The organism is Thiohalocapsa halophila (assembly GCF_016583825.1).
Taxonomy (GTDB): Bacteria; Pseudomonadota; Gammaproteobacteria; order Chromatiales; family Chromatiaceae; genus Thiohalocapsa; species Thiohalocapsa halophila.
Genome location: NZ_NRRV01000046.1, coordinates 20403 through 42771, shown reverse-complemented (window position 1 = coordinate 42771; position 22369 = coordinate 20403). Strand labels below are relative to the sequence as shown.

Below are 22369 nucleotides of genomic sequence, written 5' to 3'. Positions count from 1 at the left end.
AAGCGCACACCGCTACGTCGTTCAGCAGCGTCTCAAGCGCCCCGGCGCGTGGTGGACGCCCGACAACGCCGAGGCCATGCTGGCGCTGCGCCTCGTGCGCGCAAACGGCCAGTGGTCAGCGTACTGGCGCAGCGATCTCAAGCAAGTCGCATGACAATGTAAGCGGCCACATCAGTTTTGCTCGCACCCCAGGGCGACAAGGATTTCGACTCATCCGGTGCGCGTGCCCTATACTTTTTCAGTCCAGATTCAGGGACTTTTGTTGAGCACTACGTTGCGAGGTCGCTGGCATGCAGTGGGTAAGGTCTGTAGCGTCGATGAAGTAAGACATTTGGGCAAGTCCGTCCCAGAGCGGCTGCAAGCTGGGCGCGCCGTCGCGCGGGCGTCCGAAAGAACCCCAGAGTAAGGCGGCGATGAGCGGGTTCATGGTGTTGAGCATAGTTGAGAGAGTGTGCGGGTGCGTGTGGTCCGCGATAGGGGTGGTCTGCCCGGCTTCTAACGGGGAGCGCAATGCCGCCTGCTGCTCGCCGCTCAGGGGTTGGTTACTCTGACCTTGCTCGCAGATGTGGCTCTCGTAGCCCGCCCCGCTCAGTGCGCCTTCGGTCTCTTCGCTGCGGTAGGCGCTGTCGGCCCAGACCTGCGGGTCGGCGTCGTTGCCGGAGTCTAGGATGCCGTCGAACACCTGGCTGTCGTGGAACCTGGCCGCGGTGGCCTCGTAGTCGCGGATGAGCTTGTGCTCGGCATTGACGTTGATGTGGGTCTTGTGGCCGAAAGTAACTCTTGCCGTGCTTCTTGGTCCAGCGGGCATCGGTGTCCCTCTGCCGGCGCTTGGGCTCGTCCCACTCCTCGTTCTCCTCGCCGGCCTTGATGCGGTGTTTCTCCTCGCGGCTGTTGCGCTAGATCGGTACGGGCACGATCGAGGCGTCGACGATCTGCCCGTTGCGCGCTTCCAGCCCAGCCTGCGCCAGGTAGTCGCCGAAGCGACCCAACAGCGGCTTGCTCAGCACCAACTCCTTCAGCCGCGCGCGGAACCGCCACACCGTGGCGCCGTCGAGCACGGCTGTCGTAGATCTCCAAGCCGAGGAAGCGCATGAGCGAGAGCCGGTCGCGAATCTGATATTCCACCGCCTCGTCGGCGAGGTTGTAGAGCGTCTGCAGGATCAGCACCTCGAATATCAGCAACACGTCCAGCGGCTTGCGTCCGGCCGCGGACTTGCGCTCCTTCTCGTGCAGTTGCTCCAGCAGCGGGCGGAACAGCTCCCACGGAATCTCCGCGGTCAGCCGTTCCAGCGGATCACCCATGCGGCTGATGCTCTCCAGGCGGCGGTCGATGAAACCGGGTTGCGGCATGGCTCTGGCCTCGTCAATGTCCGACTCCCTCGATTTTACTCAGGTAGCCTACCGGGGGGGCAATTTTTCAAGGTGCCCTCAAGGTTGGCGAATCAAGATAATCGCTCCACGAGCGCGCCCGCGTCCAGGCTTGACGCTCGGGCAGGAAGTCGGGACCGGGTGCAGTCCCTTCCTCCGCGGGGGCGGTCGAAGACTGCGAAGGTGGTCTCCCGAAGCGCACTGCGATGCAGGGGGTCGGTGCGGTTGCTCGGCGTCTGCCCTGCGTCGTCGAGGTGACTTTCGGGCGTGGCTTAGCGGCATGTTGCCTATGGGCGGGGAGATGCGGAGGTGGGAGGATTTCGGTGCCTAGCCTCCGAGCCACAACGACTTGACTGGAGTTCTTGCCAGAGCGCCCAGTGGACGGCATCATGCCGCTCTGACAAGGCTGCACGGCCGGTGCGTCGACCGGCGCGCGTGAACCCTGCATAGCCGAGCGCTCTGCACGATGATGCTCAGTCCCCGTTCCGCCATTGGATCATTCATCGAGGCATCGGCTAGGTTACGCATAAGTTCCAGGGATTAGCGCTCTTTGGGAGCAGGGTGCCGGTGCCCTCGCCACCTGTCCCCGCCTTTATCTCTCGCCCTGACGCTGCCTATTCGGTTTACTGCGTGACCGCCTTCAGCGGAATCCGCTCGCATTGCTGCGGGCTCCGACCTGCCTCGATGCGCGGTCACGAATCCACGCGGTAGGGGGTCTGTCCGTTTATCGAATCACCGCCTGCGGAAAAGTAGCTTTCATACCGCGAGGGTGTCGTGATGACGACAGGGGGAAATCACATTGATCACATGTCCCGATCTAGCCGACCATTGTCCTATAGACATCAGACTGGAGAAAATGTAGCCGACAGCATGGTTAACGCATATACATTAGATGGCAAAGCCTGCGCCAATTAATCCACCGCGGCGCGATCGGTCCGGCGTTGACACCAAGACCACGAGTCGGGATCGCGAAGTGCTCCGCAGGCGGTGCTGACGCTCGGAGCGCGAAAGCTCAATGCCATCTCGCTTGATTCCAGAAGTGCTACAACAGGTGGGCCCTGTTTGCTAAATCGTTTCAATTTTCTAACCCCGGCGTGGCGCCAGCGCAGGTTATTGTGGGATCTGATCCGTCGCGATGTCGCCGGTCGGTATCGCGGCTCAGCCATGGGTCTATTGTGGTCGCTGATCACGCCCATGTTAATGCTGGCAATCTACACCTTTGTTTTCAGCGTCGTGTTCCGGGCGCGCTGGGGCGGCGGTGCGGAGGATCGCGTGACGTTCGCGATCAACCTCTTCGCGGGTATGATCGTGCATGGCCTGGTGGCGGAATGCATCAACCGTGCTCCCTCACTGGTATTGTCTAATGTCAATTACGTTAAACGGGTCCGCTTTCCTCTCGAGCTGCTTTGCTGGGTGTCGCTTGGCACTGCGTTATTTCACGCCGTTATCAGCCTGGTTGTTCTTAGCATTTTCCTCGTGCTTTCCCAGGGGTATCTGTCAGCGACGATCCTCTGGCTGCCGTTGGTTTGGCTGCCGTTACTGCTGGGTACTCTCGGGGTCAGTTGGATACTCGCCTCGCTGGGTGTTTTTCTGCGTGATATCGGGCAGATGACCGGCACCGTGACAACAATGTTGTTATTCTTGAGTCCGATCTTTTATCCGGCGACGGCGCTGCCGGAGCCGTACAGAACGGTTCTGTATCTGAACCCGCTTACATTCGTCATCGAACAAACCCGCGCGGTGCTGATCGCCGGACAGGCTCCAGACTGGCCTGCACAGATGGTGGCGCTCGCGGTGGGCGCTCTGGTCGCGGCGCTCGGGTTCGCGTGGTTCGAGAAATCTCGCCGGGGCTTCGCTGATGTTCTCTGAACCGGCAATACATGCCGCGCACCTCAGTAAGTGCTATCAGATCTACGACAAGCCACAGGACCGACTCAAGCAGGCCCTGTGGCGGGGGCGACGGAAGTTCTTTCATGAGTTCTGGGCACTGCAGGATGTCTCGTTCGAGGTGCAGGTGGGCGAAACCGTCGGCATTATAGGGCGCAACGGCTCCGGCAAATCGACCCTGCTGCAGATACTCTGTGGGACCCTCACGCCAACGGCAGGGGAAATGGCGGTACGCGGGCGTGTCGCCGCGCTGCTGGAGCTAGGCGCCGGTTTCAACCCCGAGTTTACGGGCCGAGAGAATGCAAAGCTGAACGCGGCGTTGCTTGGCTTGACTGCGGAACAGATCGACGAGCGCCTGGATTGCATCCTGGCGTTCGCGGATATCGGCGAGTTTATCGACCAGCCGGTCAAGACGTACTCTAGCGGCATGTTCGTGCGGCTCGGGTTTGCGGTGATTGCGCATGTAGACGCCGATGTGCTCATCATTGACGAGGCGCTCGCCGTCGGCGATGGTTTCTTCACGCAGAAGTGCATGCGTTTTCTGCGTCGCTTTCGCGAGCGGGGTACCGTGCTGTTCGTGAGCCACGACACCAGCGCCGTCATGAATCTTTGCGAGCGGGCGATATGGCTCGATCGCGGACGGATTGAGCAGCAGGGACCCGCCAAAGAGACCTGTGAGGCGTATCTGGCGGCGCTGCATGCGCAGCAGCGCCGGGAGCTCGGCGTGGCCGAGGTAGCTAGGACGGCTGCCGAGCCAGAGATCCAGCGGTCGGCGGAACCGGCCGTGGACCAGCGTCTCCAGTACTTGAACTGCAGTCCGTTCCGAAATGATATCGAGGTTTTTGAGTTCGATTTTGATGCCACCTCGTTCGGCGCTGGAGGCGCCAAGGTCGTCAATGTCGAGCTGCGCACACCAGATGGGCTACCACTGGCTTGGGTGGTGGGCGGCAGTGCCGTCCGCCTTATGGTACGGGTCCAGGCGCTGTTGGATATCGAGCGGCCTATCGTTGGCTTTTTTGTCAAGGATCGGCTGGGGCAGTTGTTGTTCGGTGACAATACCTTTCTGACGTATGCAGACCAACCGGTGGCTGTGGTGGCGGGCAATTGCGTTGAGGCGTCCTTCGACTTCTCGATGCCGATCCTTCCGCCCGGTGAGTACAGCATCGATATCGGGGTCGCCGAGGGTAGTCAGAGTGAGCACATTCAGCACCATTGGGCACACGATGCATTGCTCTTCCGCGCCCATACGAGCAGCGTGACAACCGGATTGGTCGGTATCCCGATGGCGGATATTCAGCTGCGGCGGATCGCCTGAGAACGCCCAGCCTCTTGACTTGAGCATAGTGCATGTCCCATCAATACCATCGCGCCTTCGACCCGAAGGGTAACGATTCACTGGCCAAGCTCGCGCGTTTGGTCCGGCCAGGCTCGGAGGTGCTAGATGTGGGCGCCGGCCCCGGGGTCCTGGCGGCTTACCTCCATGACGAGCGCGCCTGCCTGGTCGACGGTATCGAGATGGATGCCGCGTCCGCGGCCCACGGCGTGTCCGTGTTTCGCTCACTCTGGGTCGCGGACCTCGAGCACGATGATCCGGCGGCCTTGGTCGGCCAGGCGCGCTACGACGCGATCGTTTGCGCCGACATACTGGAGCATCTGAGAGCCCCCGAACAGCTGCTGCTGAGGCTCAAGCCGCTCCTGAAGGCCGACGGCGTGCTGCTGCTGTCGGTACCGAACGTCGCCCACGCGGGCCTGATTGCCGAGCTCATCCAAGGCGAGCTGCGCTATCGCGACGAAGGACTTCTGGATCGAACGCATATTCGCTTTTTTACCCGATCGTCCCTGCGGGGGATGCTGGCAGACTGCGGGCTGCGGTCGTACTCCTTCGACACCGTGAAGCTAACGGTCGAGCAGAGCGAGTTCGCCTCAGATCGCGTCGATGCGCTGGCACCGGAGCTGCGCGGGGCGCTCCTGGAAGCCGACGACGCGCTGACTTATCAGTTCATCGTTTCGTGCGCGCCCGAAGAGCGCTCATCGGCGGGGGCAACATCTTGTGGCACCGTCCTGCCGAACGAGCAACCGGTAGAGGTGATCGTACCGGTGTATGCCGGTTTGGCGGAAACGCAGCTCTGCTTGAAGAGCGTCCTGGCTTCCTCTGCGGCGGCGGCATTCGAGCTGGTCGTGGTCGATGATTGTGGACCCGATGCGAGCCTGCGCGAATGGCTACGGGAATTGGCCGGAGAAGGCCGGATCACGCTTCTGGAGAACGATCGTAATCTCGGCTTCGTCGCCTCGGTGAATCGCGGGATGAGGCTGCATCCAGAGCGCGATATCGTACTGCTGAACAGCGATACCGAGGTGGCGAACGATTGGTTGGATCGGTTGCGTGCTGCCGCCTACGGCGCCGCTGATATCGGCACCGTGACGCCCTTTGCGAATGCGGGTGCCACGATTTGCGCCTATCCGTTGTTTTGTCGTGACAATCTCTTGCCGGAAGGCTGGACCGTCGCTGCGCTGGATGCGCTGATGCGGGAGGTTAACAGCGGCGCCGGTGTGGACCTGCCCACGGCCGTCGGCTTCTGCACCTATATTCGGCGCGATTGCCTGGATGCCGTCGGCATATTCGATGAGGCAGCATTCGGCCGCGGCTACGGCGAGGAAGCCGACTTCAGTATGCGCGCCCATTATCAGGGCTGGCGGCATCGTCTGGCGGCCGATGTCTTTATTGGTCATTGCGGCGGCGTGAGCTTCGGCGCGGAGAAGGACGCCCTTGTGGCGACCGCCCAGCGACCGCTGCGTGAGCGACATCCCGCCTATGAGCTAATGGTCGCCGAGCATATCGAGCGTGATCCCGCTCGGGCGTTGCGCGCGCGGGTTGACTGGCAGCGGCTCGCGCGCTCCCCGCGGCGTCGCTTGCTCTTCATCAGTCATGCGCTGGGCGGTGGTGTCGAGCGCCATCTGCGTGAGCTCGCACAGTGGCTCGAGCCTAAGGCGGAAGTATTGGTCCTGCGGCCTGACGGCGATGGTGCGGTGAGCTTGTCCTGGCAGCGCGGCTCGGAGGCTGCGGAGCTGGCCTTTCATCGGGACACCGATTACCGGCGCCTGCGCGATCTGCTGAAGGCACTGCGAATCGAGCGGGCGCACATGCACCATGGGGCCGGGATCGAGGACATGACCGGCCGTCTGTTGCGGGATCTGGCGGCGCCCTATGACGTCACGGTTCACGACTTCCGGCCGGTGTGTCCTCGTATCAATCTGATCGACAGCGATGGTCGGTTTTGTGATCAGCCGGCCGAAGGCGTCTGCACCGCATGCCTCGCGCGGGACATGGATGCGGCTTCACGGGATATACGTGGCTGGCGCGCGGGGCAGCACGGCTGGCTGGCAGGCGCCGAGCGCGTGCTGGCGCCGAGCCGGGATACCGCACAACGGCTGACGCGGGTCTGGCCGGAGCTGGACGTCCTGGTCGCCCATCACGACCAGCTGCCGGAACGGGTGAGCTATCCGGCCCCGGCGCCGCGCCGCTGGCATCCCGATGCACCCTTGCGGGTCGTCGTGCTTGGGCAGCTGTCCGATGCGAAGGGCCGGGGTGTGCTCGCCGCGGCGGCGCGTGACGCCGCGGCACGAGGTCTTCGGCTTGAGCTCCATCTGATCGGGCATCCGCTGGGTCCGCTGCCGACATTGGAGGAGGCCCCGCTTGTTGTCCATGGCGCTTACAACGAGGCAGAGCTGCCGGGACGGCTGCGCAACCTGGCACCGCATTTAGCCTGGTTTCCGGCGCGATGGCCGGAAACCTGGAGCTATACGCTGACCACCTGCATGCAGGCCGGCCTGCCGGTGGCCGCCCCGATGCTGGGCGCCTTCCCGGAGCGGCTCGCGTCTTGGCGTTGGAGTCTGTTACTGCCGCCGGGCCTCGATGCACCTGACGTGAATGACGCGCTGATACACTTCGCCGAGCGACACCTGAGCACACTGGAGCCGCCCCCGCTACCCTCCGCTGAGCCGGGTCTAATCCCGCCATTCGACTACCGGCGGGCCTATCTCGTACCGCAGGAACGGCCGCCGCTGGTCGCTGAGGGGGGGCTCGACCCAGAATTGCTCGCTGATCCGTCGCCGCCGCAGCGTCCCTTCGCATTGACGCAAAGCTCCGGTCAGCCGCTGGCGGACCAGCTCGTGCGGCTCCGAGAGGAGAACTACAGGCTGCACGGTGGCATCGCTGATCGCGACAAGCTGATTTCAAAGCAGCTCGGCGATGCTGGCGAGTCGTGGAAGGAACTGGTCGGCCACCGCATGGCGACCGCCCAGCTTCAAGACCGCCTGGACCAAGAGCGACAGCAGGCGGGTGCGCTTCGCCAAGACCTCCAACAGCAACTGGCCGACACCAACCGGCGGTTGGCCGAAGTCGCCGCGGCGCTGCATGCGCGTGACGACGAGATCGACACGGTCTACCATTCTTTGTCGTGGAGGCTTACCCGCCCGGTGCGCGGCGCAGGGCGCGCGGCACGCGCCTCCCGCAGGAACCTACTCAGCACCGTCCAGGATGCCTGGCATCGAGTCCCGCTGTCGGGGCGGCTGCGCTACCGAGCCAAGAGTCTCATCTTTCGGGGGCTGCGCCCCTTGCTGAGCGGCAGCACCCCGTATCAGGCTTGGCTCGAGCAGACGCGCTGGATCGAGCAGGGAAAGCGGGCGGCCGCCGGTCCCACGTCGGCACCGCCCGAGCCTGTGGTCGAGGACCTGCGCATCGCCGGAGGGCCCGCCGATGATCCCCTGGTCACGGTCGTCATTCCTGTTCACAACAAGCTGAATTACACGCTCGCCTGCCTGGATTCGATCGCAAAGGCGCTGCCTGGTGTGGCCACCGAAGTCCTTGTCGTCGACGACTGCTCCAGCGACGAGACCGAGGCGCACCTGGCCGATCGCGAGGATATCCGCTATCGACGCAATGCCGAGAACCTTGGGTTCGTCGGCTCCTGCAACCGAGGCGGACAGGAAGCCCGAGGCAGGTATCTGTTCTTTCTGAACAACGATACCCTAGTGCTGCCCGGCTGGCTGGATCATCTCGTGGCAACCTTCGATGCCCACCGCGGCGTCGGCCTCGTGGGCAGCAAGCTGATTTATGCCGATGGTCGACTCCAAGAGGCCGGAGGGGTCATCTGGGCCGACGGCAGCGGTTGGAATTGGGGTCGGCTTTCCGATCCGGCGGCGCCCGAGTTCAATTTCGTGCGCGATGTCGATTACTGCTCGGGTGCCGCACTGATGATCCCTCGCGCCCTATTCCAGGAGCTCGGCGGCTTCGATGCGCGCTATGCCCCTGCCTATTACGAGGATACCGACCTCGCCTTCATGGTGCGCGCGCGGGGCCTGCGGACCCTGTATCAGCCCCTGTCGCAGGTTGTGCACTACGAAGGGGTTTCGGCCGGTACGGATCTGGGCAGCGGGATGAAGTCCTACCAAGTTCGAAACCGTGACATCTTCGTCGACAAATGGCGGCATGTGCTCGCCGACCACGGTGACCCCGAGCTCAGGCCGCCGCGGCTCTCCGCGGACCGCCGTCCCATCGCCCGCATGCTGCTGATCGACGACTGCACGCCGACCCCGGATCAGGATTCCGGGTCGGTCGATATGCTCAATTATCTTCGCATGCTGATCGACTTCGGCTACCGGATAACCTTCATCCCAAAGACGAATCTGCTCCACTACGGCGCCTACACCACGGCGCTGCAGGCCCTCGGCGTCGAGTGCCTGTTCCACCCGTATATCGAGTCCGTGGATGAGGTCATTCGCGAGCGCGGCAGCGAGCTCGATGTCGTGATGCTGGTGCGTGCCAGGACCGCCTTCGACTGCATCGACAAGGTCCGGGCGGCCTGCCCACGCGCCCGGATCATCTTCAATACCGTCGATCTCCACTTCCTGCGCGAGCGCCGGCGTGCCGAGCTTGAAACCGGCACGCCGACGAGCCGCGAGGCTGAGGACATGGAGCGCATTGAGCGCTACGTCATGGACCGTGCCGATACGACCATCGTCATCAGCAGCGCAGAACGGGACCTGCTGGTGCGGGAGGCACCGAGCGTCCGCGTGCGGGTAATACCGCTACTGCGCGAGATTCCCGGTCGCAGCAAAGGCTTCGAGGAGCGCAGCGGCCTAGTGTTCGTTGGCGGCTTCCGCCACCCGCCCAACGTCGACGCGGTGCAATGGCTCTGCAGCGAGATCTGGCCCCTGATCCGTAGAGAGCTGCCCGGCGCGGAGCTGTCGATCATCGGCAGCCACATGGTTCCGGAGGTGGAAGCGCTTGCCGGGAATGGTGTTCGCGTCCTTGGGTTCGTCGAGGATATCGCGCCCGTCTTTGCAAAGGCGCGGCTGTCGGTGGCGCCGCTGCGTTATGGTGCCGGGCAGAAGGGCAAGGTAGTGACGAGCCTTGCCTACGGCGTCCCCTGCGTGCTCACCACGATTGCTGCGGAAGGATTGGGCCTGGAAGATGCGTCCGGGGCCCTCATCGCCGACGGGCCGAGCGCCTTTGCGGAGGCCGTCATTCGCCTGTACCACGATGCAGATCTCTGGATGCGTTTGTCCGATGGCGGACTGGCGCTGGTCGACCGCGAGTTCTCCGTGGCCTCAAATCGCAAGCGCCTCGCAGATTTGCTGATGGAGCTCGACCTGCCGGTGGCTGATCGGCCCGTTGACGCCCCGCTAGGTGCGCCTGCTGGCTCGGCAGCATCTACAGCCCGCGGCTGAAAGACTTCGCCATTTTCTCAAACGCCCGACTCCTATGGCCTGTAGCGGATGACCGACAGTAACGACTACAACGCAAAGCTTCGCCAGCAGATCGACCAGTATCGCGAAGTCGAGAATATCCATGACCTGCCGCCCATATTCCACTACTGGGCAGGCCGTTACCTCGCGCCGCCGCTTAATCGCTTATTCGGCACTGCCGATCCAGTGCAGATATTCGCCAACACCTTTGCGGAGTGTGCGTCTGGCGGTGAATCCCGCTTCCTGAGTATCGGCTCCGGAGATTGCTCCATCGAAGTGGACATCGCCACACGCCTGAAAAAGGAGGGCCTGGACTTCCTCTTGGAGTGCACCGAGCTGTCACCGGTGTTGCTGGAGCGCGGGCGCGAAGCCGCAAAGGCCGCTGGTGTTGCGCATCTTCTCGTGTTCACCGAAGTCGACATCAACCACTGGCAGCCTTCGGAAACCTATGCGGCGGTGATGGCCCATCACTCCCTACACCACATCGTCAGGTTGGAGCACGTCTTCGAGCAAGTCCATGAGGCCATGGCAAAGGACGCACGCTTCGTGATCTCCGATATCATCGGTCGCAACGGGCATATGCGTTGGCCGGAGGCGCAGCGCCTAGTCGAAGCCATCTGGAAGACCCTGCCCGAGCGCAAAAAGTATAATCAGCAGCTTCGGCGCCTCGAAGACGAGTTCGTCAACTGGGACTGTTCCGGGGAGGGCTTCGAAGGGATTCGTGCGCAGGACATCATGCCGCTGTTGGTGGAACGCTTTGACTTCTTGAAGCTGATGGCCTTCGGCAACCTCACCGATGTGTTCATCGACCGAGCGTTTGGCCACAACTACGACGCAGACGCCGCCGCTGACCGTGAATTTGTCGATCGCCTCCACGCCGCCAACGAGCTGCTGATCGATCTGGGGGTGCTGAAGCCGACGATGATCATCGCCACCATGGCCCGCAAGCACGCCGCGGAGAGCGAGCCCGAGTGCTATCGCGGCTGGGGACCTGCATTTTGTGTCCGCAGAACGCACGACAGCTTAGATCGGAGCGGCGAGATGGGCGCGAGGCTGGCGAGGACGTCGGCGGTAGCTACGGAGAGTGGGCAACGCTCTGACAGCGAAGGGCCTGAGACGGACCCAAGTAATCTTCGGGAGCAGTTGGCACTCGCGCGAGAAACGCTGGAAGAGGCGCGTGATGCGCAGCGTCGCGCAGAGGGGCAGCTGACCGAGCTGCGTCGCTCGACATCCTGGCGGGTGACCGCGCCAATGCGCTGGTTGAAAACGCGACTTCGCTCGACGCGGGTCTGAGCGGAACGCCCTTCAGCGCCGCTGCCGGTCCGTCCTCTGCTGAGCAGTCCGGGCCCGGCTCTTTCTTTACCTCGCTCCGATAATGCCCGGGCGCGATGGCTCTAGGAGTTATCAGGGGGAATGCGCGAAGCGCACTCCACCCTGGCCGTGATTGGCGGGCGGTGCTCAGCCTATCCCGTACCGCAGGCGCCGCCCAATGGAAGCCGTCAGTGGCAGCCGCAGCAACTACTGCTGCAGATGCAGCGTCGAGAGTGCGTAGCCCGGCGGTAGCTGACAGAAGAGCGCGACATTCCAATCGGCCGGGTTGGGGGCTCCCGTCGCCGCGATGATGGCGTCATGGGACACGGTACCGCCGGATTCCCAGAGTGGGAAGGTGAGGCTGGTGCCGAGCGGTTGAATAAAGGTCCGGTCGCCGCCCGCCGTGGTGATGTACGGATCGAGGTTCAGATTGTTGCTGGCGGCCGCAGCAAAGAAGCAGACCGGCGACTGCGACGCAGCGCCGTTCTGAATGGCGCCATCGATGTCGATGAAGCTCGTTGACCCGGCGGTAAATGTGACGACGTCGTCGTCAAATGTAAGTGGGCAAATCACGAACGTCGAAATATTCGAGGCGGGGTTCATCAGGTAATGCTCGTGCCAGCGCATGGGACCGGCCTGGCTGAGGAATGGCGCTTGGCAGCCGGCGGGATGCATGACGATGTCGTTGGCCGAGGCGGTGGTGGTCACGGCGCCCGCTAAGAGCAGGAGCATACCTGCTGCGATTGACGTGAAACGGGTGCAGGTGGAACGACGGAGTAGCTGCAAGTCTTTCATTGTGAAACCTCGTGAGGGATGGACTATCCGGTAGCGCCCAGATAGCTGGCGATGGTCGAGGAGCGTGCCTTGTGGTGTTGCCTCCTGGTTTATGACGCCTAAGGCGACGGGATCACGTGCATGGCGCCGGTTGCTGGTGTGCTTGAGATCAGCGCGTTTGCCCGGCGTTCTGCTCAAAGGTCACTGTCAAGACGGGGCCGTTGTCACCACCGCGCCAGTTGACGGCCATGGGCCCTAGGTCGTCAACGCTCCGAGCGGCAAGGGCGAGCATTTCGTAGCGGGCCTGGCCCAGCAGACGGTCCCGCTCGTCTTCGCCGACCTCTTCGAAGGCAGGAGCGAGCCATTCCACTTGGCATGCCGTCTGGCGGCAATCCGAGACGACGGCGCCGCCGATGTCGCCAAAGAAAGGGTGGTCCACAGCGGCCGTTTCGACCGCGTCCGTGGCTGCTGCCCCCCAGTCGCTTTGGCCCCACTCTTCGGCGAATCGTTGGATCACGGGCGGCTCCGTATAGGCGGGAATCTCAGGTCCGACGTCGGCCGAGTCGTTGTCTGCCGGTGGTGCGGCCGGCCGGGGCGGGACGGGGCTCACGGCGGAGACTTGTTGGCCTGCGCGGATCGCGGCGATCTCCGCCTGCAACTGCTGTATTGCGCGCTGAAGGTCGGCCTCGGGCGGAGTCAGATCCGCTGTGTCCGTGGGCAGGGCTTGTTGCGTTTCTGTCGCTTCGTCGGGGAGCGCCGCGGCGATCGAGCGCTCGAGCCGACCGAGCTCGAGAAACACCAGTACGCTACTAGCGAGCGCGAGCAGTGCAGCGATGAAGGCCGCGGCGGCGATGGGCTTGGATGCGATGTTCATGGTAGATATAGCAAAACAGGCACGATTCGCGTGCGGATCGGCTTTAGTAGCAGAGGGCTGGTAGCAGAGGGCGGTCGGCGCATCTTGTGCATGGGCAACGCTTCGCAATCCTAGCGGACATAATGGCGTAACGGCTGGACCAAGAAAAGGGAATTTTCACGGCCGTGCTGGCGGGAAAATCGCACCGCCCCTGGTAACCGCCCGCGGTTTCCAAGCTCGGCATTGCCTCTAGCCAAGACCGCGCTGGCGTGCGCTTCTTGCTACACAACTCCCGGAGTGCGACCGGGTTCTCGGCCTCCCACCGGCGAGTATCCGATGCTAACAGGTGGCGATGGCGAGAATCTGGGATAAGTGGGCCAGCTATCGGCACGTCGCGACGTCGGCACCTGCAGCGTGCGCTCCGCCTCCTGCCGTCGCCGAAGCTTTGCCAAGGTTTTGCGGCCTGAGCGACTGGGACGAGTGAGCAGGGTACGCGGTCAAGGGCTTGATGCTGGTCAAACCAATCTCCCTTGCGGCGCAGCACAATCGGGCTTTCAGGGCGTTCGCGCATGGGGCGATGCCTGATCAGAGGCCAGCCAGCCTGGTGGTTTCGGGTTGCAGCAGTGCCCCGGTCAGGTCACAGGGTCCGCTTGGTGCACTCCGTTCGGACCCACCAAGTTGATTGGCTGTCGTTGTTGTGCCAAGTCGCGAGTACCATGCTGAGTCGCCAATATCTGGGGTAGATTGATGATGATGACGAGAAGCGCCGCCCTGCTCTGTATCGGTGTGCTGATCAGCGCCGATGCAGTGGGGCAAGTATGGTGGGAGAACAGCAGTCAGGGGCCGGATTGCAGCGCAGCCTTCAACGATGGTCGCGGGGTCGGTTATAACGAAGGCTTCAACGCGGGCCACCTAAACGGCGAGGCCTCCGGCCAGGCCAACATGCTCGCGGCCTGTCAGGCCAACCCCAACGGCTGCGGCATCTATCTGGGCGCGTGCTTGGCGGCACCGCAATACGGCGAGACGGAGCCGAACGACAATATCGTCACTGCAGACGCCTTGCTGGGCGATACCAAGTTCTGGGGCCAGGCCTACGGCATGGAGGACCAAGATTGGTTCTACGTGGTCACATCCGAGCCCAACCAGAACATGACCATCAATTTCTCGGTGCCCACAGGTTCTGTCTCGGGCTGGCAAATCGCGGTCAGAGACGCTGCGGGCAACATCTTTGCGCAGTTCGATGCCGGCGCCGTGCCAGGGTCCACGTCGCCACAGGGCGATATCTCCTATCGGGTGACCCTCGGTCTGGTGGGCACCTACTACATCTCTCTGCAGCCCACCGCGCTGAACTACGAGCCCTACAATCTGGCCGTCGTGATTCAGAGCTCGCCGCTGGAGACGCAGAACTTCATCGCCGGCTTCTACGACGCCGAGCTGGAGCCCAACGACGGACCACAGTCAGCGAGCCCTCTTGCCACGGGTGTCGCGATGTTCGGTGTCATCAACCTCAATTTCGAGCCCGGCACCGAAGTCCCCGACCCGGACGGGGACGGCTTCCAGTACTCGCAGGGCCTGGACGACGATTGGTATGTCTACGACTCGCCCGGCAACGAGGTCTTGGCCTTGGAAATCTGCGGCCATGCCGAATGCACCAACGGCAATTGGCTCTTTTCGCTGTACGACGCGGCCGGCGCCGCACAGGAAGCCGCGGGCAACTATGCGACACCGCTACTCGCCGTCAACAGCGATATTGGCAATAACGACAGGTATGTCGTGGGGCTGGGTAGTCCAGGGCCGTACTACCTGCGCGTGACGCACAAACGGCTGCTTACGGCGCCCTGCGCTGCGTATCAGACGGACTGGAATAATGATGGCCGGCCGAGCGGCCCGCCCGGCTCCGAGGCGACGCCGCAAGCCTGTGGCTGCGAGAGTGGCTACAGGTGTGATTTGACCGTCGCCAATCCTTCCCGGCGTGTGGTTGAGGAGGCGACTTGGCCAGTGTGTCCTTTTGATTTCGGTTCCGCCACAGAACAATGCCAAGCGACCTGCGAGTGTACAGGCACGGGCTGTGCATTGAGCAGCGACCCCGCGGTGCCCTGCTCGTGTGGGGGCAACGCAACGCAATGTAGGGTTTTTGTCCCAAACCCCGGGACTCCGACGGTGGCCGAGACCGTTGAGTATGGGCTTTGCCCGGATGGCTCCGGCGGCGGCACTAGCCCGCAGTGCACGATTGGCTGTCTGTGCACCCAATTCTCGGGCGTCATCGAAGTGCCGGACGGGGCCGTCACGTCCCAGTACAACTTCTCGGTCTTCGGTACCAACCTGCCGCCGAGCACGGTCAACAGTGACGCCTTCCCGGCCTTTCAGGGCCGGCCGAACCCTTATACGCCCTAAGTCGTGCCCGCGATCCTAACAGGGGGCCGCTAGTCTATATCGTGTCGGTTGGCGCTGGTAGTGCAGGGGACGCCCGAAGTGCGGTGCCGGATTCGACGAGGATCAGGCTTCGATCACGTAGCGGCAGTCGGATTGGCAGTGTCAGATTCACGGTATGCACGGTACCGGGTTTGGCACCCGTGCGCTTGGCTGCGGCGGATTCTTGACAAAGCTTGTGCAGCGAGGCGCCCTCCGCGGTTGCCATGCGACACTGGTGGATAACAGGCATCGGAGGGTGTGTGGGCAATACCGACGCCCGCCACCTGTCACGTTCGCGGCCGGCACGGGTTGAGGCGGCTGCCAGGTTGGGCGCGATCTGGAGAAGATATCCTGGGTCAGGAATGCCTAAGAAGCGTGCGGTCACGACGCGACGCCAGCTGACGCGCGCCTGGGATGCGCCAATACCGCCTCTCTTTGGGTTCGTCGGATGTCTCGTCTCGTCGAGCCTCTCGTTTAGTTCCCTTTAACGCCTGTAATCGTACAAGGTGTATGGGGCAGCGCACCCGACACAGGGGTGCTCCTGAGCGCGCATACACGACGTTAGCCAATAACCAGAGGTAGCATATCTACTCCGCACGCTGCATTCAGGGAGTGACAGCGCGTACACCACCAATTCCAACATAGAAGTCAAGCCGCAAACCTGCTTTTGGGACAGCTGCGCGAGCACAGCCATTGACAGCGACCGGGTAGCGCGATTCATCTACCGGGGGTACTGGTAGGTTGCCCAGGCAAAGGATGTGGTCCCCAGGCGGAAGCTGTAAATGGTATCGGCCGTTCTCTCCGATGTCTGCCCGCGCCGCTATGGCGGTTTCGTAGAGCTCGCTTGAGAGGTTGAAGTGGTTCCTGGAGAACTCACCGGTCAGTCCCAGGCGCTCTCGGAGAGTATTCCAAGCGGCGACATCGATGCCGATTACCAGGCCTCTGGTGTATGGCGTGTCTGGCATGGTTTGCACGTCGCTTTGATGGTAGACGAAGCCAGTGACGCCGCCCTTAGGTTCGACCTCTGCCGAGGTGGAAGCCATTGCACCAGTGCAGGCGCTTGTGCTGAGACTCACGCCTAGCATGAGCCATAACCGGAGGGGCTGTCGCATGGGCTAAGATCCTCTTTGTCGCCAGGCTGTCCCGTTTGTAGGGAGCACCTAAAGGGATAACTGGTGTCGATGAGTCTGCGGTGCGCAGAAAAATAGAGCGCCAACTTGGCGCTCTAGTGAGGGATACCCAGGGCCGTAGTGTCAATAACTACGGGCCCCTGGTGCTTTAGTCGTTCCAGGCGCATCCATGCGCCCTATTCACTCCTCTGAAGATTGCCTGCTTACTAAGGGGCGCAGCGTGGACGTGTGCAGCTCAATAGTGCCTCCCGGAAGTCCAAACCGTCGATGTCGCCGTCGCCATCCATATCGCAAGCAGGACAACTGGTCGCCGGATTCTGCCGTAGGTTGCGGATGATCGCGAGGACGTCATCGCGATCAATGTCCCCGTCACCGTCGGCGTCACCCGGTGTAAAGGTCGGACCGGCGACTCGTGCCACGTCGATTTGGACCGAGTCTTCGTCGGTTGCGCCACCGGAGTCTGTGCAGATCATGGTAATCGTGTGAGTCCCCTCGGTTAGCTCGTCGGCGGTTGGGGTGATGCTCGAGCCTGCGCCAAGGTTGCCATCGAGATCGGAGGACCAGCTGATGTTGCTTCCGGCGACAGTGCCGTCCTCGACATCGTTGGTGAATGCCACGAAATTCACCGGCTGCACGCTCACGAACAGATCCCCCGAACCCGGCTGCGTGATATCGCAGGTCGGCGCTGAGTTCGGCGTCGTGAAGGTGGCATCCGAGACGTCCTCGGCGGTGTCAAAGCCGTCGCTGACCTGCACTCGGATCAGCGCCTGGTTGGTCTCGGCGAGCTCCTGTGGGTTCACGTCGACAGATGTCGCCTGCACATCCATGCCAATGGTCTGCCAGGTCGCACCGTTGTCCGGACTGAATTGAACGGCGGCGATGAGGTCGTCTCCGTCGGCGTCGTTTTGGCTCCAGCTGACCGTCTCATTGGTGCCGCTCCAGACCTCACCTCCATTTGGTGAGAGGAGCTGCACGGTGGGCGGGTTGTCGCTAGCGGTGACGCTCGTCAGCGTCATGCCGGCGGACTCCACTCGGGCCCCACGCACGGAGCCGTCGTCAAGGACCGGGATCAAGAACAGCCCAAGCTCGTCACCCCGAGCAGAAGGATTGCTCAGGAAGGGATCCATGCGCACTGGCGTGAAGGCTATGCTGCTGATCTCTGCTCCGCTACCGTCCAGGAGCACCAGGTCGTAATCGCCGGCTGGTGGTGTGGGGGGAGTGATGCCGCTGCCAACTTCAAAGCCCAGTACGGGCCTGAACTCCGCAGTACCCGTTGAGAAATTCATTCGCCCGCGCATCATCATGTAGCTGGTGCCGGTTCCGGCGCCCGCCGGCGGGAGGTTGTCGAACTCGGAGTTGATGGTGTTGCGCAGCCCCTCCCACGTGAAGCTGGAGATCCACTGGGAGGTGTTGTTGGAGTTGCCGCAATAGCTCATCAACTCGTAGTGGGCCGTAGGATCAAGGACCATGTCGCGCAGCGAATCCCAGCCGAACATGATCTTTTCATCGCCGAGCGTCAGGGGCCCGAGCACCGAGCGCAGGCTTCCGCTAACATTCTCCACGAATGGGAAATCCGGCGCTGTGGTGCCCGCCACGGACCTGCAGGGCCCAAGCGGCCTACCAGCGCCATCAGTACCGACTGCGGTGGCGCTCACGGCATGGTGGCGGCCCATTGTGTGGCCGATCTCATGGATGTGGACATTGCGCCCGACGACGTCGCCGTCTTTAATAATGCTGGACGAGACCGTCCCCGGGATGTCGTTGGCGAGGCCTGAAAGGCTGCCTGGGTTCCTAAGCGCCCCATAGTAGCGGCGTTCGCATCCGAGTACAGACCAGCATAGGTCGAGGAAGCGCTTCCACTCGAGCTCTGCGTTGACGTCCGCCAACGCCGGGAACCCGGTACCCATGTCGATGGTGGAGCCCGTGGTGCGGTCGACCTGGGCAGTCGGCAGCATGGCGAGTGCGCGCTGCTCCAGGTTGTTCAGGTCTGCGCTACTCGGTACATGTGTGGTGCCGCCGTTGTCTTCCCACTGCACCTTGAAGAATTTCAGCTCGACCTCGGAGCCGGTGTTGAAGGCCACCTGTGCCATGCAATCGTTCGCTGTTGGGCCGGCAGCCTCTTCGCACGTGAGTGTGTTGCCGACTCCCTCAAGCTCCAGGGTTACTGTACCTGTGGTCCAGGAGGTCGGTAAGCGGAAGTTCAGGCTGTCGTCCTTGGTGGGCCTGCGGTCCAGGGCGTCCGGCTTTGCGGTAATGGCAGCGCCTGCGTTGACGGCGGTGAGGGGTGAGCCAGAGAGCTCTGTGCCGAGTGCGTTGTAGCCACGCAGCCGCGCAGTCGCTTTGACCGGATCTGTACCGTTCTGCGGCTCCAAGTACGCCCGCACCAGCGTGTCCTTGTTCTCCACGAGCGCCACGCTGTTCTCCAGGTCCTGCACGGCCTGGGTAACCTCGAGGCCCACGAGCTTGACGGGCTCGCCGAGACAGAGTGTACCTATGGTGTTGGCAAACTCGACGGCATTCTTGACGACGAAGACGGTGCCACCGCCGAACACGTGTGGGCCGTAATGGCTCTCCGCGCGCTGGGCGTCGAAGAATGGCAGATCCTCGATGGCGATGACGCTGAACTTGTCGAGGCCAAAACCCGCGCTTTTCGCCTGAGAGATGGCAGTGCCCACGGAAGTACCGGTGTTGGTGGTGCCGTCTGTCGACAAGCAGAAAGACTGATCCGCTGTCATCCGCGCGTTCGGCAGCATATGGCCTGTTGCCGCCTGGATGCCTTCGCCCGGGCCGGTGCTGCCGCGGATTTGGCTCATGCCGGTGACTGCGGCCACGGCGGCGCTCACGTCAGCGGCTGAGTCGATAATGCGATAAGGGAACTCCACGCGTGCGGAGCCGGAGAATTGCACGACGGCAACGCCGATGCTGCCGTCGACCGGGACGGTCAGTGGGTCCTGGAGGGCAGCAACGATACCGTCTTTTTGAATGTTCCAGTCCGTCGAGCTGATGCTGCCCGAACCGTCTACGACGAAGACCAAGTCGGTGACAGCCCAAGCCAGCGGACTGAATGCCAGCGTGGCCAGTAGCGCGAGCGCCCGAAGAGCGCGGCCGGGTGTTTTGGAGTGCTTGCTCATGAGTGATTCACTAGTGCTCCCTTTTTGTTTGCAGAGTTAGCGGTCCGACCAAGACCGCAGCGCGGTTTTGGCGTGTTGATCAGTCGCCGAGCACAGATACGTAGTTGCCCGCGTCGTCCGTGTATGACACTGACCAGGCCAAACGGGGTGGTTCCCCTTGGTAGGTCAGGTAGACCTGTTGACCGACCACCTCGCCGGGCTGGATGTCCCCATAGAACAGGGCCGGATACTGGCCGGACGCTTCTTGCACAACGACGCCAAAGGCCGGCGCAGAACTGATGTTCTGGGCCTCCAGCGTAAAGTCGACGAAGCCTTCACCGTTGTCCTGAACAGCGTAGGAAAGCGCGAGTGCTGATTCTCCCGCCGAGGTAACCGCTGGTCCAAGCGCGAGCAGGGCGCCTGCGAAGGCTCCAGAAAGTGCTGTTCGGAGGCAAATATTCATGCGTGTTCAACTCCTCTGTTCAACGAAGTCGCGGAAAATGAGAGAATTCTGCCCTTTGTAAGATAGTAGAGGCGGCAGCGACATGGAATGCGTCCGAGAGCCGAGGTTGGTTGGCTGTTCGTCCAAGCGAGCAGCGCTCAGAGTTTTTGCACGCTCGGATCCCAGGTGTTTTCCACACCATACCCACCCAAGAGAAGCTTAGTACACTGGGGTAAGTCTGGCTAGCTGCTAAGGTATTTGCGCATCGAACCTCCGGCGCAACGGCGTGCCGCGGGAGCTTAGGCAGGGGGGCGTCCTTCGGAGGCAGCCTCGCTGCATGCGCAGCACGGAGCAGGCAAGCTGCTTGGTGGTGAGCCCCCAGCAAGCAGGGCGGGAGACGATGCCAAGATACCTTGCGGCACGGTAGCTGGCAGCGGCAGGAGCGGTCACGCGCTCCGCGGAGGTGGGCGCCGGCGGGTACACACCAAGACGGCGCACGTCCGATATGACGAACTCAAGCCCCGCGCGCGGCGGGCTTGGGCCCAGGGCGTGCAGCTGGGGCGGTGGGTACGCAAAAAAACGGCCCCTCACGGGGCCGTTAACGGTCGATTTGAGAGCACCCTTGATGGGTGCTTGGTCTATCGGTTAGGCGACGATGTCTGTGTCGTTGATGGTTGTTACGCCCGTCAAGATGAGACCTTCGTCAGCTGAACCGTCGGCATCGCGATCCACGAACAGGAAGCCGTCCCCACCGTCGTTGGTGAGGAAGTACAGGAGGCCGTCGGTGCTGGCGAATGCCGTGTTGGCGTTGGTCAGGCCGTCCGTGAAGCTGCTGGAGAGGCCGCCGTCTTCAAAATTAACGGCATCGTCGCCGGCGTCGAGGCCGAAGTTGAAGCTGTCTTCGCCGGACACGAAACCGTTGTAGTCATCAACGGTTGTCGCGGTGATGCCGGTATCGCCCTCAGCAATGGCGATCTCTTCGGCGGTGCCACCTGTGAGGAGGACATCATCGGCCCCAGCATTGCCCGTGACCGACTGAGTTGCCGCGCCGGTGGTGATGTCGTCGCCTGCAGAGCCGCCGAGCACGGTCTCCACGGTCCCGCCGGTGTTGAGGGTGACGGCGCCGGTGGAGGCAGATGCGTCGAGTGTTGTAGCAGTGCTGTAGTTGGAGGCGCCGAGATCGGCTTCGGAGCTCAGGGCGACGTTGACTGTCTGGACGTCACTGAGGCCGCCGAGATTCAGCGTGAATGGGCTAACTCCGGGCCCGGGCGTCTCTTCGATGGTGCCGCTCAGGGAGACAGTCTGAACATCGTCGGCGGCGGCTTCGTTGACAGCGACCGTTTGGGCGGGGGTGACGTTGTCGAGAGCGATGGCGGCGCTATCGGCGCCATTGGCAGCCGTGACGTTACTGGTGCCACCATCGCGGAAGCCCGCGGTGACGCCGGCGCCGAGGTTGGTCACAGGGTTCGAGCCGTTGACTTGCCAGACTTGGGTCGCGCCGTCGAAGAACGTGGCCTCGACATTGGCGCCATCCGTGGTGAAGGTATTCGCACCGTTTGAGATGAGGTTGATCACCTCAGTCGCGCTGACCGCAGAGCCTGCGGGCGGGGTCCATATGGGTGCAATTCCAGCTTCCAAGAATAGGTTGAAAGTGTCCGTACCGCCAGCGCCATTGACGCTGTCACCCGTGTTGAAGGTGCCAGTGAAGTCCCCAAGCACGTTTTCGCTCATCACGCCATTGATAAGATCATCCTGGGGCGTGCCGGTGACGGACTCGAAGGGCTCGGGGGTCAGGTTGAATGCCTCACCCGTGATGCCTGCGGGCACGTCTTCAGCAGGCTGACGGCCTTCCGCTGCGCCGAATTTCACATAGTGCTCGAAGCCGCTGGTGAAGGTCCCGGCTGCGACCGCATCGGCGACATCCTGGTTGTTGGCCAGGTAGAAGTCCTCATCGAAGGGCAGGTTACCGGGGGTGCGATTCTCGTTGACCCCGAAGAGCTCGAAGTGCTCAAGGCCGGTGGAGATTAAGCCCGCCTGTACCGCCGCCAGCACATCGGCGTTATTGGCCAAGTAGCCTGTGGGATCGAAGAACTGGTTGGGCTTGCGGCCCTCCCGCTCTCCAAACATCATGTAGTGCTGCTCGGCGCTCTCGAAGGCGCCAGACACGACGGCGCTGAGCACGTCTGGGTTGTTTGCCAAGTAGAAGTTCTGGTCGAAGGTGGAAAGTGCCATGATGAGTCTTCCTTACGCGTTGAGTAGGGTGGGGTGGGGGGACTGAGCTGTAGGCTTCACACACCAACCCTTAGCTTACCGGTAACGAGGTTTGCGCTCAAGC

The 22369-nt window shown here is 62.6% G+C and carries 12 protein-coding genes and 2 pseudogenes; 6 read left to right on the top strand and 8 right to left on the bottom strand.

Annotated elements, in window-relative coordinates; translation table 11 throughout:
- A pseudogene (locus tag CKO31_RS17225) lies at positions 1-154 on the top strand (ISKra4-like element ISTvi1 family transposase); the annotation flags it as partial.
- Between the two features lie 84 nt (positions 155-238).
- Here CKO31_RS17225 and CKO31_RS17220 read toward each other — a convergent pair.
- The 3 genes and pseudogenes from CKO31_RS17220 to CKO31_RS27720 all read right to left on the bottom strand — a co-directional run.
- A complete protein-coding gene (locus tag CKO31_RS17220; protein WP_200239926.1) occupies positions 239-808 on the bottom strand; it encodes a transposase in 570 nt (189 codons plus the stop codon).
- Between the two features lie 88 nt (positions 809-896).
- Positions 897-1058 (bottom strand): hypothetical protein, encoded by a 162-nt coding sequence (locus tag CKO31_RS17215; RefSeq protein WP_200239930.1) that lies wholly within the window; start codon positions 1056-1058, stop codon positions 897-899.
- 64 nt (positions 1059-1122) lie between these two features.
- A pseudogene (locus tag CKO31_RS27720) lies at positions 1123-1302 on the bottom strand (transposase); the annotation flags it as partial.
- Positions 1303-2481: 1179 nt separating this feature from the next.
- Between CKO31_RS27720 and CKO31_RS17210 the strand changes: the two are divergent.
- Genes CKO31_RS17210 through CKO31_RS17195 form a run of 4 tightly spaced genes read left to right on the top strand, consistent with a single transcriptional unit; the run spans position 2482 to position 11295 of the window.
- Complete coding sequence (locus tag CKO31_RS17210) at positions 2482-3237, top strand: ABC transporter permease (RefSeq protein ID WP_242475454.1); 756 nt, start codon at positions 2482-2484, stop codon at positions 3235-3237.
- Positions 3227-4570, top strand: a complete 1344-nt coding sequence (locus CKO31_RS17205) for an ABC transporter ATP-binding protein (RefSeq protein WP_200239922.1) — start codon at positions 3227-3229, stop codon at positions 4568-4570. Before CKO31_RS17210 ends, CKO31_RS17205 begins: the two co-directional genes overlap by 11 nt.
- A gap of 32 nt (positions 4571-4602) precedes the next feature.
- Entirely contained in the window at positions 4603-9984 is a 5382-nt protein-coding gene (locus CKO31_RS17200) for a glycosyltransferase (protein ID WP_200239921.1), read from the top strand.
- 48 nt (positions 9985-10032) lie between these two features.
- A complete protein-coding gene (locus CKO31_RS17195; RefSeq protein WP_200239919.1) occupies positions 10033-11295 on the top strand; it encodes a class I SAM-dependent methyltransferase in 1263 nt (420 codons plus the stop codon).
- A 225-nt stretch (positions 11296-11520) separates the two neighbouring features.
- Here CKO31_RS17195 and CKO31_RS17190 read toward each other — a convergent pair whose 3' ends face one another.
- Together CKO31_RS17190 and CKO31_RS17185 are read right to left on the bottom strand one after the other, a co-directional pair.
- The gene (locus CKO31_RS17190) at positions 11521-12108 is read right to left on the bottom strand and encodes a hypothetical protein (RefSeq protein WP_200239918.1); all 588 of its coding nucleotides are present in this window, start codon (positions 12106-12108) and stop codon (positions 11521-11523) included.
- A gap of 148 nt (positions 12109-12256) precedes the next feature.
- Positions 12257-13069: a hypothetical protein gene (locus tag CKO31_RS17185; protein WP_200239916.1), complete on the bottom strand. Its 813-nt coding sequence runs from the start codon at positions 13067-13069 to the stop codon at positions 12257-12259.
- A gap of 657 nt (positions 13070-13726) precedes the next feature.
- On the opposite strand from CKO31_RS17185, the gene CKO31_RS17180 reads away from it, so the two are divergent.
- On the top strand, positions 13727-15334 hold the full coding sequence (locus CKO31_RS17180) for a hypothetical protein (RefSeq protein ID WP_200239915.1): 1608 nt from the start codon (positions 13727-13729) through the stop codon (positions 15332-15334).
- 1354 nt (positions 15335-16688) lie between these two features.
- Here the strand turns inward: CKO31_RS17180 and CKO31_RS17175 are convergent.
- The 3 genes from CKO31_RS17175 to CKO31_RS17165 all read right to left on the bottom strand — a co-directional run bounded on the left by CKO31_RS17175 (position 16689) and on the right by CKO31_RS17165 (position 22266).
- The gene (locus CKO31_RS17175) at positions 16689-19613 is read right to left on the bottom strand and encodes a VWA domain-containing protein (RefSeq protein WP_200239913.1); all 2925 of its coding nucleotides are present in this window, start codon (positions 19611-19613) and stop codon (positions 16689-16691) included.
- A 79-nt stretch (positions 19614-19692) separates the two neighbouring features.
- The gene (locus tag CKO31_RS17170; RefSeq protein ID WP_200239912.1) at positions 19693-20055 is read right to left on the bottom strand and encodes a hypothetical protein; all 363 of its coding nucleotides are present in this window, start codon (positions 20053-20055) and stop codon (positions 19693-19695) included.
- A 624-nt stretch (positions 20056-20679) separates the two neighbouring features.
- On the bottom strand, positions 20680-22266 hold the full coding sequence (locus CKO31_RS17165) for a hypothetical protein (RefSeq protein ID WP_200239910.1): 1587 nt from the start codon (positions 22264-22266) through the stop codon (positions 20680-20682).
- Between the last annotated feature and the right edge of the window lie 103 nt (positions 22267-22369).

Bases quoted from the DNA above. Each gene is read 5' to 3' on its own strand.
- CKO31_RS17220 (WP_200239926.1), bottom strand. From the start codon at position 808: ATGCCCGCTGGACCAAGAAGCACGGCAAGAGTTACTTTCGGCCACAAG.
- CKO31_RS17205 (WP_200239922.1), top strand. From the start codon at position 3,227: ATGTTCTCTGAACCGGCAATACATGCCGCGCACCTCAGTAAGTGCTAT.
- CKO31_RS17200 (WP_200239921.1), top strand. From the start codon at position 4,603: ATGTCCCATCAATACCATCGCGCCTTCGACCCGAAGGGTAACGATTCA.
- CKO31_RS17195 (WP_200239919.1), top strand. From the start codon at position 10,033: ATGACCGACAGTAACGACTACAACGCAAAGCTTCGCCAGCAGATCGAC.
- CKO31_RS17190 (WP_200239918.1), bottom strand. From the start codon at position 12,108: ATGAAAGACTTGCAGCTACTCCGTCGTTCCACCTGCACCCGTTTCACG.
- CKO31_RS17175 (WP_200239913.1), bottom strand. From the start codon at position 19,613: ATGAGCAAGCACTCCAAAACACCCGGCCGCGCTCTTCGGGCGCTCGCG.
- CKO31_RS17170 (WP_200239912.1), bottom strand. From the start codon at position 20,055: ATGAATATTTGCCTCCGAACAGCACTTTCTGGAGCCTTCGCAGGCGCC.
- CKO31_RS17165 (WP_200239910.1), bottom strand. From the start codon at position 22,266: ATGGCACTTTCCACCTTCGACCAGAACTTCTACTTGGCAAACAACCCA.